The 18696-nt window shown below is 65.0% G+C and carries 17 protein-coding genes; 5 read left to right on the forward strand and 12 right to left on the reverse strand.

Features of this window, described 5'->3' with window-relative positions; all coding sequences use genetic code 11:
* Window positions 1-72 precede the first annotated feature (72 nt).
* From ABNW52_RS06900 to ABNW52_RS06920, 5 genes are all read right to left on the reverse strand, one after another.
* Window positions 73-1191, reverse strand: coding sequence for an enoyl-CoA hydratase/isomerase family protein (locus ABNW52_RS06900; protein ID WP_349585745.1), 1119 nt, complete (start codon window positions 1189-1191; stop codon window positions 73-75).
* A gap of 194 nt (window positions 1192-1385) precedes the next feature.
* Window positions 1386-2165, reverse strand: coding sequence for an enoyl-CoA hydratase (locus tag ABNW52_RS06905; RefSeq protein WP_349585747.1), 780 nt, complete (start codon window positions 2163-2165; stop codon window positions 1386-1388).
* 19 nt (window positions 2166-2184) lie between these two features.
* A complete protein-coding gene (locus tag ABNW52_RS06910) occupies window positions 2185-3345 on the reverse strand; it encodes an acyl-CoA dehydrogenase family protein (protein ID WP_349585749.1) in 1161 nt (386 codons plus the stop codon).
* Window positions 3346-3365: 20 nt separating this feature from the next.
* Window positions 3366-4865 (reverse strand): CoA-acylating methylmalonate-semialdehyde dehydrogenase, encoded by a 1500-nt coding sequence (locus ABNW52_RS06915; protein ID WP_349585751.1) that lies wholly within the window; start codon window positions 4863-4865, stop codon window positions 3366-3368.
* A gap of 75 nt (window positions 4866-4940) precedes the next feature.
* Window positions 4941-5789, reverse strand: a complete 849-nt coding sequence (locus tag ABNW52_RS06920; protein ID WP_349585753.1) for a 3-hydroxybutyryl-CoA dehydrogenase — start codon at window positions 5787-5789, stop codon at window positions 4941-4943.
* 213 nt (window positions 5790-6002) lie between these two features.
* Here ABNW52_RS06920 and ABNW52_RS06925 point away from each other — a divergent pair, with 213 nt between their 5' ends.
* The 4 genes from ABNW52_RS06925 to ABNW52_RS06940 all read left to right on the forward strand — a co-directional run bounded on the left by ABNW52_RS06925 (window position 6003) and on the right by ABNW52_RS06940 (window position 9735).
* Window positions 6003-6398 (forward strand): MerR family transcriptional regulator, encoded by a 396-nt coding sequence (locus tag ABNW52_RS06925; protein WP_349585755.1) that lies wholly within the window; start codon window positions 6003-6005, stop codon window positions 6396-6398.
* 99 nt (window positions 6399-6497) lie between these two features.
* Window positions 6498-7682 (forward strand): acetyl-CoA C-acyltransferase, encoded by a 1185-nt coding sequence (locus tag ABNW52_RS06930; protein WP_349585757.1) that lies wholly within the window; start codon window positions 6498-6500, stop codon window positions 7680-7682.
* A gap of 9 nt (window positions 7683-7691) precedes the next feature.
* Window positions 7692-8843, forward strand: a complete 1152-nt coding sequence (locus tag ABNW52_RS06935; protein WP_349585759.1) for an acyl-CoA dehydrogenase family protein — start codon at window positions 7692-7694, stop codon at window positions 8841-8843.
* A gap of 145 nt (window positions 8844-8988) precedes the next feature.
* Entirely contained in the window at window positions 8989-9735 is a 747-nt protein-coding gene (locus ABNW52_RS06940) for a substrate-binding periplasmic protein (RefSeq protein WP_349585761.1), read from the forward strand.
* Between the two features lie 57 nt (window positions 9736-9792).
* Here the strand turns inward: ABNW52_RS06940 and ABNW52_RS06945 are convergent, their stop codons facing one another.
* Together ABNW52_RS06945 and dsbD are read right to left on the reverse strand one after the other, a co-directional pair.
* A complete protein-coding gene (locus ABNW52_RS06945; protein ID WP_349585763.1) occupies window positions 9793-10371 on the reverse strand; it encodes an HD domain-containing protein in 579 nt (192 codons plus the stop codon).
* Window positions 10372-10410: 39 nt separating this feature from the next.
* Window positions 10411-12141: a protein-disulfide reductase DsbD gene (gene dsbD, locus ABNW52_RS06950; RefSeq protein ID WP_349585765.1), complete on the reverse strand. Its 1731-nt coding sequence runs from the start codon at window positions 12139-12141 to the stop codon at window positions 10411-10413.
* A gap of 146 nt (window positions 12142-12287) precedes the next feature.
* Between dsbD and ABNW52_RS06955 the strand changes: the two genes are divergently transcribed.
* Window positions 12288-13079: an alpha/beta hydrolase gene (locus tag ABNW52_RS06955; protein ID WP_349585767.1), complete on the forward strand. Its 792-nt coding sequence runs from the start codon at window positions 12288-12290 to the stop codon at window positions 13077-13079.
* A gap of 3 nt (window positions 13080-13082) precedes the next feature.
* Here the strand turns inward: ABNW52_RS06955 and ABNW52_RS06960 are convergent, their stop codons facing one another.
* The 5 genes from ABNW52_RS06960 to ABNW52_RS06980 form a co-directional block, all read right to left on the reverse strand.
* On the reverse strand, window positions 13083-14372 hold the full coding sequence (locus ABNW52_RS06960) for an MgtC/SapB family protein (protein ID WP_349585769.1): 1290 nt from the start codon (window positions 14370-14372) through the stop codon (window positions 13083-13085).
* 77 nt (window positions 14373-14449) lie between these two features.
* Window positions 14450-16306 (reverse strand): 1-deoxy-D-xylulose-5-phosphate synthase, encoded by a 1857-nt coding sequence (dxs, locus tag ABNW52_RS06965; RefSeq protein ID WP_349585771.1) that lies wholly within the window; start codon window positions 16304-16306, stop codon window positions 14450-14452.
* Window positions 16307-16324: 18 nt separating this feature from the next.
* Entirely contained in the window at window positions 16325-17221 is an 897-nt protein-coding gene (locus tag ABNW52_RS06970; protein ID WP_349585773.1) for a polyprenyl synthetase family protein, read from the reverse strand.
* Entirely contained in the window at window positions 17211-17444 is a 234-nt protein-coding gene (locus ABNW52_RS06975) for an exodeoxyribonuclease VII small subunit (protein WP_174874459.1), read from the reverse strand. Before ABNW52_RS06975 ends, ABNW52_RS06970 begins: the two co-directional genes overlap by 11 nt.
* 150 nt (window positions 17445-17594) lie before the next feature.
* Window positions 17595-18566 carry a TerC family protein gene (locus ABNW52_RS06980; protein ID WP_349585775.1) on the reverse strand — a complete coding sequence of 324 codons (972 nt, stop codon included), beginning with the start codon at window positions 18564-18566 and terminating at the stop codon, window positions 17595-17597.
* Window positions 18567-18696 lie beyond the last annotated feature (130 nt).

An 18696-nucleotide genomic window follows, 5' to 3' on the forward strand; every position in this document is an offset into this window, starting at 1 on the left:
CGACAGCGCGGCGTAAGCAGACAGCACTGCCGCGCGGTAATTGTGCGGCAGCCGTCGCGACGGAACGGCTACTTACAGCGTAGCCAATGGATGGTCTTGCGGCCGCCACGGTGCGGCAAAATGTTGCGCCACGTAGCCGGCATCGACACTGGCCAGCGTCGTGCGTGTCCACTGCGGCTGGCGGTCCTTGTCCACCAGCAGCGCGCGCACGCCTTCGCGGAAATCCGGTGCGGCGCAAAAATTTACCGACAGTGCCAGCTCCATACGCAACACCTCGGCCAGCGACAGGTGCTTGGCGCGGCGGAAGATTTCCCAGGTGACGGCGGCACTGGTGGGGCAGCCGGCCAGATAGCTCTGCGCCGCGGCGGCCAGCCAAGGGTCGTCAAATTGCTCCTGGCGCAGCGCCCGGTCGAACGCCGCCAGTGAGCCCTTGTTGAGCAGCGTGTGTATCGCCGGCAGATTACGCGCCACATTGCTGGCGGCCAACGTGTCGTCATTGGCGGCTTCTAGTTCACCCAGCACGGCAGTCAGCAGCGCATGGTTGGCCGCGGTGTCGGTCTGCCAGTGGGCGTGTTGCAGCTGTGCCGTCAGCGCCTGCCAGCCGGTTTGCGGCAGGATGTGGTCGGCCAGGTTCACCAGCAGCGCATCGCGGGCATTCAGCGGTGCGCCGGTCAGCCCCAGGAACAGGCCGCACTTGGCCGGCATGCGCTGCAGGAACCAGCTGCCGCCCACGTCCGGGTACAGGCCGATGGTGATTTCCGGCATGGCGATGCGGGTAGTGGCGGTCGCCACGCGGTGGCTGGCGCCGGCCATCAGCCCCAGTCCGCCACCCATCACGATGCCGCTGCCCCACACCAGCAATGGCTTGCGATAGGTGTGGATGCGGTGGTCCAGTGTGTATTCGCGGGCGAAGAAGTCGCTGGCGAAGGCGTTGGGATAGTGGTCGTCGGCCAGAATTGCCTCGCGCATGGCGCGCACGTCGCCGCCGGCGCAGAACGCCTTGTCGCCGCTGCCGCGCAGCAACACCGCCACGATGCCGTCGTCGCGGTCCCAGATCGACAGCCGTGCATCCAGCAGCTGGATCATCTCCAGGTTCAGCGCATTCAGCGCTTTTTCGGCATTCAGCACCGCCACGCCGATGCGCTGGCCGCTGCTGGTGGTGAGTTCGTCAAACAGTACCGCGTCGTTCATGGTTCTCTCGCTTGTGCTTGTGTCGGGCAATGTCGGCCGCTAAGCCCACGCCGGCAGGCTTGGCCGGCGTATTGTGGCGACGGGCAGGAAAGCTTGCCACCGTGGTGGCTGTCGCCACGCATTATTGCGGCCAGCGCCCTGGCGGTGGTTTGCACGGCCAGCAAAATGCCGGTCTGCCGCTGGCGCAACCCGATTCAGCGGTTCTGCCACTGCGGTGTGCGTTTTTCCAGAAATGCCTGTACGCCTTCGCGCTGATCCTGGGTGTCGAACAGCTTGATGAACAGCTCGCGTTCGTGGATCAGGTTGGCCGCCGGTGGCGCGTGGCGGGCGCGCTGCACCAGCGTCTTGCAGGCGGTGACGGAGCAGGGCGATTGGCGGCCAACCTTTTCCGCCAGCGCCAGTGCCGCGTCACGGGCGCTGCCGCGTGCCACCACTTCTTCCACCAGGCCGATGCGTAGCGCGGTGGTGGCATCCACCCGCTCGCCGCACAGGATCATGCGTTTGGCCCAGCCTTCACCTACCAGCCACGGCAGCTGCTGCGTGCCGCCGGCGCAGGGCAGCAGGCCGACGGCGGCTTCCGGCAGCGCCATCTGCGCCTGTTCCTCGGCGATCCGGATGTCGCAGGCCAGCGCGCATTCCAGCCCGCCGCCCATGGCGTAGCCGTTGATGGCGGCGATGCTGACGCCGCGGAAGGCCGCCAGGGTCTCGAACGCCTCGCCGAACAGGATGGTCATGCTGGCGGCCACGCCCTTGTCGCCGTCGGCGAACAGCTTGAGGTCGGCGCCGGCGGAGAAGAATTTGTCGCCGTCGCCGGTGATCACCAGTGCGTAGATGTCGCGGTCGGCGTTCAGGTCGGCCACCAGTTGTTTTAGCGCCTGCAGGCTGTCGTAGGTCCAGGTATTGGCCGGCGGGTTGGCGATGGTGATCAGCGCGGTGTGGCCGATTTTTTCGACGTTCAGATTGGCGTAGTGCATGTGGGTTCCTGTGTTCGGGTCAGCGCAGCGTGTCCAGTGCGCCGTCCTGCAGCAGGCGGCGGGCGATGATCACGCGCATGATTTCGTTGGTGCCTTCCAGTATCTGGTGCACGCGGTTGTCGCGCAGCTGGCGCTCCAGCGGGTAGTCCTTGATGTAGCCGTAGCCGCCAAACAGCTGTAGCGCCTCGTTCACCACCTTGAAGCCGGCATCGGTGGCGAAGCGCTTGGCCATCGCGCAGTAGCTGCTGGCATCCGGGCTGGCGTGGTCCAGCTGCCAGGCGGCCAACCTGACCATCTGCCGCGCGGCGATCAGCTCGGTAGCCATGTCGGCCAGGCGGAACTGCACGCTCTGGAACTCGGCCAGCGGCTGGCCGAACTGCTGCCGCTGCTGCACGTGGCGGGTGGCGGCTTCCAGCGCGGCTTGCGCAGTGCCGACCGAGCAGGTGGCGATATTGATGCGGCCACCGTCCAGCCCCTTCATTGCCAGCGCAAAACCCTGGCCTTCCTCGCCCAGCAGGTTGGCCACAGGTACCGTCACGTTGTCGAAGGTAATGATGCGGGTGGGCTGGCTGTTCCAGCCCATTTTCTTTTCCTTCTTGCCGTAGCGGATGCCCGGGGTGTCGGCCGGCACCAGCAGGGCGGAGATGCCTTTCGGCCCCGGCCCGCTGGTGCGTGCCATCACCACCAGCACGTCGGTGCTACCGGCGCCGGAAATGAACGCTTTGCTGCCGTTGAGCACATAGCTTTCGCCCTGGCGTTCGGCGCGGGTGCGCAAGCTTGCGGCATCGGAGCCGGCGCCCGGTTCGGTCAGGCAGTAGCTGCCCAGCAGCTCGCCGCTGGCCAGCCGTGGCGCCCATTCGGCGGCCACTTCCGGGCGGGCGAAGCTGCCCACCATCCAGCTCACCATATTGTGGATGGTAAGGTAGGCGGTGGTGGAGGTGCAGCCGGCGGCCAGCTCCTCGAACACGATGGCGGCATCCAGCCGGGGGAGGCCCAGGCCGCCATACTGCTCCGGCGTGTACAGGCCGCAGAAACCCATGTCGCCGGCACGGCGTAGGGTGTCTAGCGGAAAGATTTCTTCTTCGTCCCAGCGCGCGGCATGCGGCGCCAGCTCGTGCTGGGCGAAGCTGCGCGCGCTGTCACGAAAGGCAACCTGGTCGTCGGTGAGGGCAAAATCCATGCGATGTCCTTTGTTGCGACCTAGCGCAGCGCGATGGTGGTATGCACCTTGCCGCTGCTGGCGTCGTCATCGAACCAGCGGCTGGTGACGGTCTTGGTCTGGGTGTAGAACAGCACCACTTGTTTGCCGTACGGCCCGAGGTCGCCCAGCTTGCTGCCGCGCGAGCCGGTAAAGCTGAACAGTGGCACCGGCACCGGAATCGGCACGTTGATGCCGACCTGGCCGACGTCGATCTCTTCCTGGAATTTGCGCGCCGCGGCGCCGCTCTGGGTAAAGATGGCGGTGCCGTTGCCATGGGGGTTGGCGTTGATGATGGCGATGGCTTCGTCCAGGCTGTCGGCCGCCAGCAGGCACAGCACCGGGCCGAAGATTTCCTGCTGGTAGATGGCCATGCCGGGCTTGACGCCGCTGAAGATGGTGGGACCGACGAAGTTGCCTTGCTCGTAGCCGGCCACGTGCACGTGGCGGCCATCCAGCTCCAGTTTCGCTCCCTCGGCGGCGCCCTTGGCGATCAGGCCGGCGACGCGTTCGCGCGCGGCGCTGGAGATCAGCGGCCCCAGATCCGGGTTGTCGTGGCCGGCGCCGATTTTCAGGCCGCGGGCCTTGGCCACCAGCTCGGGAATCCACTGCTGCGTCTCGCCCACCAGTACCGCCACGCTGAGTGCCATGCAGCGCTGGCCGGCGGCGCCGAAGGCCGCGCCGGTGAGTTGATTCAGCGCCTGCTCCTTGTTGGCGTCCGGCAGCACGATGGCGTGGTTCTTGGCGCCCATCATGCACTGCACGCGTTTGCCGTGCTGGCTGGCGCGCTGGTAGACGTGGCTGCCGACATGGCTGGAGCCGACAAAGGAGATCGCCCTGATGTCCGGGTGGTCGCAGATGGCGTTGACCACCTCCGCGCCGCCGTGCACCACGTTAAGCACGCCGGGCGGAATGCCGGCCTGCAGCGCCAGCTCCACTAGGCGCATGGTCACCATTGGGTCTTGTTCCGATGGCTTGAGCACGAAGGTGTTGCCGGTGACGATGGCCATCGGGAACATCCACAGCGGAATCATCGCCGGGAAGTTGAACGGGGTAATGCCGGCGCAGACACCCAGCGGCTGCATCACGGTGTAGGTATCCACGCCGCCGGCCACGTTTTCCGCGTATTCGCCCAGCTGCAGGCTGCCAATGTTGGCCGCATGCTCGACCACCTCCAGGCCGCGGAAGATGTCGCCCTCGGCATCGGCCAGGGTCTTGCCCTGTTCCGCGGTAAGGATGGTGGCCAGCTCCTGCATATGCTCGCGGATCAGCTGCTGCAGCTTGAGGAAGATACGGGCGCGGGCGCCGATCGGGGTTTTCTTCCAGCTGGCAAAGGCGGTCCTGGCGGCGGCCACGGCGGCATTCACCTCGTCGGCGGTGGCCATCGGTACGCGGGCCAGTACCTGCTGGGTGGCGGGGTTGATGATCTCGCGCCAGTCCTGGGTTCGGGATTCGACAAACTCGCCGTTGATCAGCAGTTTGACGGTGGGAAGTCGAGACATGATGTTGCTCCTTCCAGATTGCGCGGCCAACGTGCGTGGCCGCTACGTGGGTTCCGTTGCGGCGTCAGGCTGCCATCAGTAGTGGTAAAAGCCCTTGCCGCTCTTGCGGCCCAGCTGGCCGGCGGCCACCAGTTGCACCAGCAGCGGGCAGGCGCGGTACTTGGAATCGCGGAACTCGCGGTACAGGATGTCCATGATGGCCAGGCAGGTGTCCAGGCCGATCAGGTCGGCCAGTTGCAGCGGGCCGATGGGGTGGTTCATGCCCAGCTTCATCACCGTGTCGATGTCTTCGGCGCTGGCCAGGTTTTCGTACAGCACGAACGCAGCCTCGTTGATCATCGGCATCAGCACGCGGTTGGAGACAAAGCCCGGGCCATCTTTCACCGTTACCGGCGTCTTGCCCAGCTGCAGGCTGAGGGCGTGGATGGCGGTGTGGGTGTCGTCGCTGGTCTGCAGCGCGCGGATGATTTCCACCAGCTGCATCACCGGCACCGGGTTCATGAAGTGCATGCCGATCACCCGTTCCGGCTGTGGCACCCAGGCGGCAATGGTGGTCAGCGAGATCGACGAGGTGTTGCTGGCCAGGATGCAGTCCGGGCGCACCACGGCGGCCAGTTCACGGAAAATTTTTTCCTTGATCTCTGCATTCTCGGTGGCGGCTTCCACCACCAGCTGGCAGTCGGCCAGCTCGGCCAACAGGGTGCTGCCGCGGATGCGCGACAGGGTGGCTACCGCCTCGTTGTCGTTGAATTGGCCCTTTTTTACCAGCCGGCTCAGGCTGTTGCTGATGCTGGCCAGCCCGCGGTCCAGCGCCTGCTGGCCGATGTCGGCCATGATCACGTTGAACCCGGCCTGGGCAAAAACCTGGGCAATGCCGTTGCCCATGGTGCCGGCGCCGACAACGCCGATGGTGTGCATGGTCATATCGCTTCCTCCTGCTAGGTAGCTGGCAAAATTAATTCTAGTTTACGTAAACGTCAACTATAATGAAAAAACTTGAGTGATTTGCCGCGCACAGGCTGCAGGTTCGATATGTTGCTGTGCGGAATAAGCCGGATGCCGTGAACGGCGTCACGTATTACAATCGTGTGCTGGCCATGTTGCCGGCCACATTTCGAACCGTATCCAGGAGTAGTCGTGAACGTAGCTGCTGATCGCACCTTCAGCATTTCCGAACTGGCGCAGGAGTTTGACATCACCACCCGCGCCATCCGCTTTTACGAGGCGGAAGGCTTGCTGACACCCGCGCGGGAAGGCCAGCGCCGCATCTACACCCGCCGCGACCGCGTACGGCTGATGCTTACCCTGCGCGGCAAGCGCATCGGCCTGTCGCTGCAGGAAATCCGCGAGCTGTTCGAGCTGTACGATGCGGCCAACACTGACGAGCCGCAGCTGAAAAAATTCATCGATATCCTGACCCGCCGCGAGAAGCAGCTGGTGCAGCAGATGCAGGATCTGCAGCTGGTGCTGAAAGAAATCGGCCAGGTGCGCGGGCAGTGTGAGGAATGGCTGCACACACGCAGCAAGAATTAACCGCGACATTCGTATTTGTGCGACAGCCGCCATCGGGCGGCTTGTTTTTCGCTTATGCTTTACGTTAACGTAAACGTACATGTAACGCCGGAGGCTGGTATGCAACAAGATGCAATCGTAATCGTGGGGATGGCGCGCACCGCCATGGGCGGCTTTCAGGGCAGCCTGGCCGGGCAGAGTGCCAGCGAGCTGGGCGCGGTGGCCATCCGCGCCGCGGTGCAACGCGCCGGCCTGACGCCGGAGGCGGTGGAAGAGGTAATCATGGGCTGCGTGCTGCCGGCCGGACAGGGCCAGGCGCCGGCACGCCAGGCAGCGATCAAGGGCGGGCTGCCGTTGTCGGCCGGTGCCACCACGGTGAACAAGATGTGCGGCTCCGGCATGAAGGCGCTGATGCTGGCCCATGACATGCTGCTGGCCGGCAACAACCGCGTGATGGTGGCCGGCGGCATGGAAAGCATGAGCAACGCGCCCTACATCATGCCCAAGGCGCGTGACGGCCTACGGCTGGGGCATGGCGAAATCAAGGACCACATGTTCCTGGACGGGCTGGAAGACGCTTACGACAAGGGCAAGCTGATGGGCGTGTTTGCCGAAGCCTGCGCCGACAAATATGGTTTCAGCCGCAGCGCGCAGGATGAATACGCGATTGCCTCGCTGGCCCGGGCGCAGGCGGCGATCAGCAGCGGCGCGTTCCAGAGCGAGATCGCGGCGGTGACCATGGTTGGCCGCAAGGGCGAGGAGATCGTCGATACCGACGAGCAGCCGCTGAAGGCCAATGCGGACAAGATTCCTACCTTGAAGCCGGCATTCCGCAAGGACGGCACGGTAACCCCGGCCAATGCCAGCTCCATTTCCGACGGCGCTGCCGCGCTGGTGCTGATGCGCGCCAGCGATGCCGCCGCGCAGGGGCTGACGCCGCTGGCGCGCATCGTCGGCCACAGCACCCACGCGCACGAGCCGGAATGGTTCTCCACCGCGCCGGTGGGAGCGATGCAAAAGCTGCTGGCCAAGGCCGGCTGGAGCGTGGCCGATGTCGATCTGTTCGAGATCAACGAAGCGTTCGCGGTGGTGACCATGGCGGCGATGCACGATCTGGCGCTGCCGCACGACAAGGTGAACGTCAATGGCGGTGCCTGCGCGCTGGGTCACCCGATCGGCGCTTCCGGCGCGCGCATCGTGGTGACGCTGATTGCGGCATTGCAGGCGCGCGGCCTCAAACGTGGCGTAGCCAGCCTGTGCATCGGCGGCGGCGAGGCCACCGCGCTGGCCGTGGAACTGCTGTAAGGAGACATCATGCTGCTGACTGCTGAACAAGAACTGGTGGTAGACGCCATTCGCCACTACGTGCAGCGCGAAATCGCGCCGCATGCCGCCGAATGGGACAAGAGCCACGCCTTTCCGCGCCAGGCGCTGATGGGGCTGGGCGAACTGGGCTGCTTCGGCCTGACCGTGGCCGATGACTGGGGTGGTGCCGGGCTGGACTATGTCACCTTGGCCGCAGTGATCGAGGAAATCGCCGCTGGCGACGGTGCGCTGTCCACCATCATCTCGGTGATCAACTCGGTGGGCTGTGGCCCGATCGAGCGCTTCGGTAACGACTGGCAGAAGGACACCTTCCTGCGGCCGATCGCGCGCGGCGAGTGGATCTCCGCCTTCTGCCTCACGGAGCCGGATGCCGGCTCCGACGCCGCCGCGCTGCGCAGCCGCGCGGTGCGCGATGGTGACGACTACGTAATCAACGGCGTGAAGCAGTTCATCACCAACGGCAAGCATGCCGATGTGGCCATCGTGTTCGCGGTCACCGACCCGGCGGCGCACAAGAAAGGCATCAGTGCCTTCCTGGTGCCTACCGCCACACCCGGCTACAGCGTGGCCAAGGTGGAAGACAAGCTGGGACAGCATGCCTCCGATACCTGCCAGGTGGTGTTCGACAACGTGCGCGTGCCGGCCAGCCATCTGCTGGGCAAGGAAGGCGAGGGCTACAAGATCGCGCTGGCCAATCTGGAATCCGGCCGCATCGGCATTGCCGCGCAATGCCTGGGCATGGCGCGCGCCGCGCTGGCTTTTGCCACCCGCTACGCCACCGAACGCCACACCTTCGGCCAGGCCATCATCCGCCACCAGGCGGTGGGCTTCCGCCTGGCGGAGGCGGCGGCGAAGCTGGAGGCGGCGCGACAGCTGGTGTGGCATGCGGCAGCGCTGAAGGATGCCGGCAAGCCGTGCCTGAAGGAATCCAGCATGGCCAAGCTGGTGGCGTCGGAAATGGCGGAGGCGGTGTGTTCGGCGGCCATCCAGACCCTGGGCGGCTACGGCTACCTGGCCGACTACCCGCTGGAGCGCATCTACCGCGACGTGCGCGTGGCGCAGATCTACGAAGGCACCTCCGATGTGCAGAAGCTGGTGATTGCCCGCGCGCTGGAAGATGAAGTGGAGCAGCAACTGTAAGCGGCAGGGTTGCGGCCAACGTTGGCCGCAGCGCAGCTTGAACCATGGCCCATGCCTTGCATGGGCCATTTTGTTGTGATGCTGTGCCGTCAGCCGCTACCATGAAATTTCCATAAAACCTGACAAGATTTCACGCGGGGGAGGCATGGGAGCAAGATATGCATTACTGATGATGGCGCTGCTGGCGCCGTGGGTGGTGGCCAAGCCACCGTTGTTGCAGGTGGGCTATTTCTATCTGCCGCCACACGGTTACACCCAGCACGGCGAGCCGGCTGGTTTTGCGCTGCAATATTTCAACCGCATCGCCGCAGAAATGGGCGTGGTCGCGCAATACCGTCAGGAGCCGTTGTCACGCTTGCGTCGCAATACACAGCTGGACATGGTGCTCTATCTTGCCGCCAGCCCGGAGCGGGCACGGCGACTGCACTTTGCCGCCCGTCCCCTGCTGGAGATGCAGGGCGTGCTGGTGGTGAGCCAGCAATCGGCATTACGGCAGATAACCGATCCGGCGCAGCTGGCCACGCTGCGTATCGGCATCTGGGCCGATGGCTATCTTTCGCCCATGCTGGCGGCAGTGCGCCAGCAACTGGAGCCGATGTCGGGAGACGATGTGATTGAGCGCAGCCTGCAGAAAGTGGATCTGCAGCGGATCGATGCGTTCTATAGTCCGGAGCCGTATGCCGTGCGATATGTGCTGCAGCGCATGGGCATGCCGCAGCGCTTTCGCCTGCTGAATCTGCCGGAAAAGCCGGTAGGGCTGTATCCGGCGTTTACCAGCCGTGGCCTGACGTATCAGGCGCGCTTTGAGCGCGCGGCAGAAAGCGTGCGCAAACAGCAGCCATATGCCGTGTTATTGCAGCAAATGCTGCCGGTGACGCCGGAAGGAGGCTAGGATTGGCGATCATGGCGCTTGCCGTCGCGCTGCCACTCCCGGCGCCGAGCGCCCGGCTCAGGCTCCAAACCAGCCCTGCTGGCGCGCATGTTCCAGCTGAGTCTCCAGGTAGACCCACAGCGCCGGGCAGCCTTCGCGGATCGGCGGGCCGATGCGTTTTACCACCCGTTCGTGACTGATGCCGTTCTCGCGCCAGCTCTGGCCGTTGTTGGCCAGGTTCAGCAGCACCGGCATGGCGCGGTCGGCGGCGTGGGCGAAGCGCGCTTCCGCCGTGTCGCCGTCCTCGAATTCCTGCCACAGCGCCAGAAAGTGCGCGCCCTGGCCATCCGGCAGCAGGCCGAAGATACGCGTCACCGCCGCCAGCTCCGCCGCCTTGCGCTCCTCCCAGCCTTCCTCGGCATAGACGATGGTGTCGCCGGTTTCGATCTCGCCAATGTCGTGCACCAGCAGCATGCCGATCACGCGGTGGATGTCCACCACCTGCGGCGCATACGGCTGCAGCGAGGCGGCCAGCATGGCGATCTGCCAGCTGTGTTCGGCGGAGTTTTCCTGGCGGTCCAGCCCCAGCGGCCGGGTCTTGCGGGTAACGCCCTTGAGCCGGTCCAGTTCCAGGATGAAATCAACGATGGCTTGCATGTGTGTCCTTTGGCGCCACAGTTGGCGCTTATTCTGTTATTACCCAAGGTTGGCCGCATCCAGGCTGCGGGTAAATGTGGCCGCATCCTGATAGCCGATCACCTGTGCCGTCTGTCGGCCGCTGGTGTCATACAGCATGATGCCCGGCGGCCCGTACAGGCCGAAGCGCTTGAGCAGGGCCTGTTGCTCGGCGTTGTTGGCGGTAACGTCGGCCTGTAGCAGCAGCATCTTGTCCATGCGCCGGCGTACCGCCGGGTCACGGAAGGTGGTTTCTTCCATCTCGATGCAGCTCACGCACCAGTCGGCATAGAAATCCAACAGCACCGGCTGACCGGCAGCGCGGGCGCGCGCCAGTGCGGCGTCCAGTTCGGCATTGCTGGCGACGCGGCTGAACACTGCCTTGGGCAGCTGGTTGCCGTGCCAGATGCCGGCCCACGGCAGGCGTGGCGACGGGGCGCCGGTAGCGGCACCGACCAGCTGCAGCAGACCTGCCAGCACGAACAGCAGCGCCAGCGCCTTGCCCAGTCGTGCGGCCAACCCTTTGCCGCTGACGCGTGCCAGTTTCCAGGCAATGCCCAGTGCCAGCGCGCCCCACAGCAGCATGGTCAGCGGCGTGGGCAGGAACGGGCCGGCCATCCAGATCGCCACCGCCAGCATCACGAAGCCGAAGGCAAACTTGACTGCGTTCATCCATTGTCCGGCACGTGGCAGCACGTGGCCGCCAAAGGTGCCCACCACCAGCAGCGGCAGGCCCAGCCCCAGGGCCATGGCGTACAGCGCGCTGCCGCCCAGCAGCGCATCGCCGGTCTGGCCGATATAACCCAGCGCGATGGCCAGCGGCGGGGCGATGCACGGCCCCACCAGCAGCGCCGACAGTGCACCCATGCCGAACACGGTGGCAACGTGGCCGCCGGACAGACGGTTGGAGCTGGCGGCCAGCCGGCTTTGCAGTGCGGCCGGCAGCTGGATGCTGATCACGTCGAACATGCCCAGCGCCAGCAGCACCATCAGCGCTGCGGCGGCCAGGATCACCGCCGGCTGCTGCAGCCACACGGTGAGCAGGCTGCCGGTCAGTCCGGCGGCCACACCCACTGCGGTATAGGTCAGCGCCAGCCCCTGCACATAGGCCAGCGACAGGCCGAAGCCGCGGCGCTTGCTCAGCCGGTGGCCGTGGCCGGCGATCAGCGACGATACGATGGGCAGTAGCGGGTACATGCAGGCGGTGAAGGCCATGGCAAGGCCGGCGACAAAGAAGGCGGCCAGGGTGGTGGCAAGTTGGCCGCGCGCCAGCGCGGGGGCCGTGCTCTGGCTGGGGCTGCTGTCCAGCCACGGATTGCTGGCCATGCCATCGCCCACTTTCAGCGTGCGGGTCAGTGGCGGGTAGCACAGGCCGGCATCGGCACAGCCTTGCACCACGGTTTTCAGCGTGAAGTCCGGTGGCAGGGTGCCATTGATGGGCAGTGTCAGCGTCAGCCCGCGGTGGAACACCTGCTGGCGGCCGAAGTAGGGATCGTTCTTGCTCTCGCCCGCCGGCAGCTTGGGCACGCTGACACTGGCGGCGGGCTGCGGCGTCAGCTGGATGCGGTCGCGGTACAGGTAGTAGCCTTGGGCCACATCCAGGTGCAGCAACAGCGTCTGGCCCTGTTGTTCCAGCCGGGCGGCAAAGGCGCGTTCCGGCGGCAGCAGCTCGTCCGGGTTCAGCGCCCAGGCGCTGCCGGTACAGAGCAGGATCAGCAGTAACAAGCGGTGCAACAATTGAGCGAGAGGCATGGTGTTTCGTGGCAAAGACTATCGGACAGAGACCGTCGGGCGGTGCATAGGTTCAGGCCGGCAGCTTAGCAGCGCGCGCGCGGTGCGTCATGTCGTGGATGGCTGAACCAAGCGTTTGCTTGGTGTATGATGCGGCATCGGAGGAAATGATGTTGCACAGCCTGCACTTTGCCCATGCCAATAGTTTTCCGGCATCCATCTATCACAAGCTGCACCAGCGCCTGGCCACGCATGGCTTCGAGGTCGGCTATCTCGATACCATCGGCCATGATCCGGCCTACCCGGTAAGCGACTGTTGGCCGCATCTGGTGGACGAGACGCTGGCCTATATGGCGGCCAACTATCGCGCGCCGGTTGTCGCGGTGGGGCATTCGCTGGGTGGCATGGTGCTGTTGCAGGCGGCCATCCGCGAGCCGCAGCGCTTTGCACGCCTGATCGTGCTGGATTCGCCGCTGCTGGGGCCACGCACCAGCTTCATGATCTGGCTGGCCAAGCGGCTGGGCTTCATCCAGCGCATTACTCCCGGCGGCACCGGCACCTTGCGTCGCCGCGACAACTGGGCCAGCACCGGCTCGGTGTACGACTACTTTGCGCGCAAGCCGGCGTTTGCGCGCTGGGATGAAGACTGTCTGCGCGACTACGCCACGCATGGCACGCTGGACAACGGCCAGGGCGGGCGCCGGCTGAAGTTCCGGCCGCAGGTGGAGCACGCGATCTACGGCACCCTGCCGCACAACAGCTGGTTTCTGCGCGGCCAACTACAGGTGCCGTGCAGCTACGTGGTGGCCGGCGAAGGCAGCGCCATCCGCCCGCACGACCTGGCCTTCATCCGCCGCCACTTCACCGCCGATATCCACACTCAGCGCGGCAGCCATCTGTTTCCGCTGGAGTACCCGCTGGAGACGGCCGATCTGATCGCCGCGCTGGCCGCGCGCTGACACTTACAGCAGTGCGGCAAACCACAGCCCGCCCAGCATGCCTATCATTGCCATGATGAAGGTGGGCAGGCAGCGCAGTGCTAGCGTGCGGCCGCCAATGCTGAAGATCAGGCCAAACTTGAATACCGTGTTGGTCAGCACCGCGATGGCCACGGTGATCAGCAGCGGGTGCAGCGGCAGCAGCTGCTTGCTGAACAGCTCCATCACCGTTAGCGAGATGGCGTCCACGTCGTTGATGCCGGATACCAGCGCCACCATGTACAGGCCGCTGTCACCAAACAGATCCTTCAGCCAGGCCGAGCACAACATCACCACGGCAAACAGCGCGGCAAAGCCCAGCGCGATGCTGAGCTGGGCCGGGTTCTTCAGCTCCAGCTCCGGGGCGCCGTCCCGTGCCTGGCCGCGGCGGCTGCTGATGAAGATGGTCAGCAGTCCCAGCGCCATGCCTGGCAGCATGATCAGCAGCATGCCGAACGCGGCCCGCGGCGCAATGGCAACCGTCAGCAGCTGCAGGCGCAGAAACAGCACCATATTGGCCAGCAGGATCACCCGGGTGGCCAGCTGTTGCGAGCCGGGGTTGCTGGCGGCTTCACGCGCGTACACCAGGCTGGTGGCGGTGGTGGACACCAGCCCGCCCATGAAGCCCAGCAACGGCGCGCCTACTTTCTCGCCCAGCATCCGTACCGCCATGTAGCCGGCCAGGCCCACTCCGACGATCAGCACCACCAGCAGCCAGACGCGGTGCGGGTTGAAGGCGGCGTAGGGGCCGAAGCCCTGGTTGGGCAGCAGCGGCAGGATGATGAAGGTCAGCGCGGCGAACTGCAGCAGCGACAGCAGGTCGTGGCGTGCCAGGCGGTGGGTGAAGCTGCTCAGCTCCGGCTTCAGGTATAGCAGGCCGGTGGTGATCACCCCCAGCGCCACCGCCAGCTCGGTGTTGCCCAGGCCAATCATCGCGCCCAGGGTATAGGCGATCAGCAGGGCGATGACGGTGGTGGTGCGCGGCTCGTTGGCGTCGTCGCCGCTGCGCGCGCCCACAGGCAGAAAACCCAGCCCGGCAATGGCGAGCAGGCCGGCGGCCAGTAGCCACGCGCTGCCCAGTGTCGAGGTCAGCATCGCCAGCAGGGTACCCAGCAGACAGACCAGCGGAAAGGTGCGGATGCCGGCCAGCGCGTGGTGCTTGCGCTCGCGCTCCACGCCGATCAGCAGGCCGACGCCCAGGCTGGACAGCAGTGCCGGCAGACTCTGGTATGGCGTGCCGGCCAGCTGCAGCCAGGCGGAGAGATCCCATGGCATATTGTTGTTCTCCGGGGATGGATGGCAAAACGGCCAGCAGTACGGGGCTGCTGGCCGCTGCTCACCGGCAGAGCGGCTTATCTGCCCGCCAGGCGTGCACCGATGCTGCGGCCGATGCCGTCCGCGTCCAGACCACAGCCGGCCAGCAGCAAGGCCGGGTCGCCATGTTCAACATAATCGTCCGGCAGGCCCAATGCCAATACCTCGATGGTGATGCCGGCTGCGGCCAACGTTTCCAGGCAGGCGCTGCCGGCACCGCCCATGAGCACGTTTTCTTCCACCGTCACCAGCAGCTCGTGACTGGTGGCCAGTTGCTGCACCAGCTCGGCATCCAGCGGCTTGACGAAGCGCATGTCGGCCACGGTGGCATCGAACTGCTCTGCGGCGGCCAGCGCCGGGGTCACCATGCTGCCAAACGCCAGAATCGCCACCTTGCCGTCGCCCTGGCGGCGGATGTGGCCCTTGCCGATAGGCAGCGTGGACATCTCCTGCACGATGGCCGCGCCCGGGCCGGTGCCGCGCGGGTAGCGCACCGCGCTCGGGGTGTCCAGGCTGAAGGCGGTGTACAGCATCTGGCGGCATTCGTTTTCGTCCGACGGCGCCATCACCGTCATATTGGGAATGCAGCGCAGGAAGGACAGGTCGAAGGCGCCGGCGTGGGTCGGGCCGTCGGCCCCCACCAGGCCGGCGCGGTCGATGGCGAACACCACCGGCAGATTCTGGATCGCCACGTCGTGGATCAGCTGGTCGTAGCCGCGCTGTAGGAAGGTGGAGTAGATCGCCACCACCGGCTTCATGCCGTCACAGGCCATGCCGGCGGCAAAGGTCACCGCGTGCTGTTCGGCAATCGCCACGTCGAAGTAGCGGTCCGGATGCTCTTTTTCGAAGCGCACCATGCCGGAGCCTTCGCGCATCGCCGGGGTGATGCCCACCAGCCGCGGGTCCAGCTTGGCCATGTCGCACAGCCAGTCGCCGAAAATCTGCGTGTACTGCGGCTTGCCGCCGCCGCTCTTGCCGGCGGCCAGGCCGTTGGCCGGGTCGAACTTGGTGACGCCGTGGTACTTCACCGGGTCGTTCTCGGCCAGCTTGTAGCCCTGGCCCTTCTTGGTGACGATGTGCAGGAACTGCGGGCCGGACAGGCTCTTGATGTTCTTCAGCGTGTCCACCAGCACGTCCACATCGTGGCCGTCGATCGGGCCGATGTAGTTGAAGCCGAATTCCTCGAATAGCGTGCCGGGGGTAAAGAAGCCCTTCACGTGTTCTTCCATCTTGCTGGCGATCTCGCGCAGCGGCGGGGCGATGCCCAGCACCTTGTTGCTGCCCTGTTTCATCGCCGCGTAGAAGCGGCCGGACATCAGCTTGGCCAGATAATTGTTGAGCGCGCCGACGTTGGGCGAGATCGACATATCGTTGTCGTTGAGGATCACCAGCAGGTCGGTGTCCATCGCGCCGGCGTTGTTCAGCGCTTCGAACGCCTGGCCGGCGGTCATGGCGCCGTCACCGATGATGGCCACGCACTTGCGTGCCAGCCCCTGCGCCTTGGCGGCTACCGCCATGCCCAGCGCGGCACCGATGGAAGTGGAGGAGTGGCCGACGCCGAAGGTGTCGTATTCCGACTCGCCGCGCTTGGGGAAGCCGGCCAGCCCGCCCAGCTGGCGCATGGTGGACATCTGGTCCTTGCGGCCGGTCAGGATCTTGTGCGGGTAGGTCTGGTGGCCGACGTCCCACACCAGGCGGTCGTCCGGGGTATTGAATACGTAGTGCAGCGCGATGGTCAGTTCGATGCTGCCCAGGTTGGAGGCAAAGTGGCCGCCGGTCTTGCTGACCGACTCCACCAGGAACTCGCGCAGCTCCTGTGCCAGTTGCGGCAGCTCCTGGCGCGCGAGTTTTCGCAGGTCAACCGGACTCTGTATGGTGTCGAGCAATGTTGTCATATTGATTTTTTTGTGATGTCAGAACGAGCGGGCGACGATGTAGTCGGCCAGCTGTTGCAGGCGCGCGGCCTTGGTGCCGAACGGTGCCAGCGCCGCCAGTGCGTCGTCGTACAGGTCGCGCGCATAGGCCTTGGCCTCGCCCAGGCCCATCAGGCTGACATAGGTGGGCTTGTCGTTGGCCGCGTCCTTGCCGGCGGTCTTGCCCAGCGTGGCGGTGTCGGCCTCCACGTCCAGCACGTCGTCCACCACCTGGAACGCCAGCCCCATGCGCTTGGCAAAGTGATCCAGCGCCTCGGTTTGCGCGGCATCCAGCGGTTGGCCACACAGTGCCCCCAGCAGCACCGAGGCGCGGATCAGTGCGCCGGTTTTCATTAGGTGCATGAACTCCAGTTCCGGCTGCGACAGTGGCTTGCCGACGCTGGCCAGATCGATGGCCTGGCCGCCGGCCATGCCGGCATGGCCGGATGCCTGCGCCAGCAGCTTGACCATCGCCAGTTGCTGCGTGGCGGCCACGCCCGGCAGTGGGCTGGCCACCAGCTCGAACGCCAGCGTCTGCAACGCATCGCCTACCAGCAGCGCGGTGGCTTCGTCGAACTGCACGTGACAGGTCGGCTTGCCGCGGCGCAGCACGTCGTCGTCCATGCACGGCATGTCGTCGTGCACCAGCGAGTAGGCGTGGATCATCTCCACGGCACAGGCCACGCGCGCCACGTTGGCCGCATCGGCGTCCACCAGTTCGGCGGCGGCGAAGGCCAGCAGCGGGCGCACGCGCTTGCCGCCCTGCAGCGTGCTGTAACGCATGGCTTCATGCAGCACGTGCGGCGCGCGGCTGGCGTCCGGCAGCAGGGTTTCCAGCGCGGTTTCCACGGCTTGCTGGCTGGCGGTCATCCAGCCGGTAAAAGTGTCATTGGCCATCGGCGAGATCCAGCGGCTTGAGTTCGTCGTTCTCCAGCACGCGCAATTGTTGTTCGGCATCCGCCAGCTTGCTTTGGCAGAACTTGATCAGCTCCATGCCTTGCTTGTACGAGGTGAGGGCGTTGTCCAGCGGCATGTCGCCGCTTTCCATCGCCCGGATGATGTCTTCCAGCTGGGCCAGCGCGCTTTCGAAGCTGGCTTGTGCTTTGGTCGGTTTGGCCATTGCGGGGCTTTCCGTAAGTGAATGGCAAGTTGGCCGCCATTGTAGGCGTTTTTGCGCTGCGTAACAAAGCTGCCATCTCGCGCTGCAACAGATGAAAAACCCCGCTGGCAGGCTGTCTGCAGCGGGGTGGAAGGGGGTGGTGCGCGTGGCTTAGTGGCTCTTTTTCGGGAACAGCAGCGAAGCCAGCACCGAACCGCCGATCACCGCGAACACCACGCCCAGCGACAGCATGATCGGCACATGCAGCACCTGCAGCAGCAACAGCTTCAGGCCGATGAACGACAGCACGATGGCCAGGCCGTAGCGCAGCAGGTGGAAGCGGTCGGCCACGTCGGCCAGCAGGAAGAACATCGCGCGCAGGCCGAGGATGGCGAAGATGTTGGAGGTCAGCACAATGAACGGGTCCATGGTCACCGCGAAGATGGCCGGAATGCTGTCCACCGCGAATACCACGTCCGACAGCTCCACCATCACCAGCACCAGGAACATCGGCGTGGCATAGCGCAGACCGTCCTTCATCACGAAGAAGGCTTCGCCGTGGTAGTCGTTGCTCATGCGGATATGGCGGCGCAGGAACTTGAGCAGCGCGTTATTGGTGAGATCCTGCTCTTCCTCTTTTTCCGGCAGCATCATCTTCAGGCCGGTAAACAGCAGGAAGGCACCGAACACGTACAGTATCCAGCTGAATTCCTGCACCAGCGCCGCGCCCAGGAACACCATCAGCGTACGCAGCACGATGGCGCCGAACACGCCGTACAGCAGCACGCGGCGCTGGTATTCCACCGGCACCTTGAAGAAGCCGAAGATCATCAGGAACACAAAGATATTGTCCACCGCCAGCGATTTTTCGATCACGTAGCCAGTGAAGAACTCCAGGGTTTTCTGGTTGGCGACTGCTTCGCCGTAGGCCGGGTCGCCCGCCAGCGTCCACCATAGCCAGCCGCCAAAGGCACAGGCCACGCTGACCCAGACCACGGACCAGCCGGCGGCTTCCTTGATCGACACTTTATGCGAGCCGCTTTGCTTCAGCGCCAGCATGTCGATGACCACCATGATGAAAACGGCGACAAAAAACACCGTGTAGAAGAAAGGCGATCCAATCGAGGGGAGGGCCTGTTCCATTATCGAGATTGCTCCTTATGTGTGTAGAAGGCGAGTGAGTCGTGTTTTGTTATTATCGGCCGGGGTGGTTAAACAGCTCCCGTTTGGCGATGTACATACTGTTACATACTTAGGACTTAACTCTGACGGA

Source organism: Vogesella oryzagri (assembly GCF_040148885.1).
GTDB lineage: Bacteria > Pseudomonadota > Gammaproteobacteria > Burkholderiales > Chromobacteriaceae > Vogesella > Vogesella oryzagri.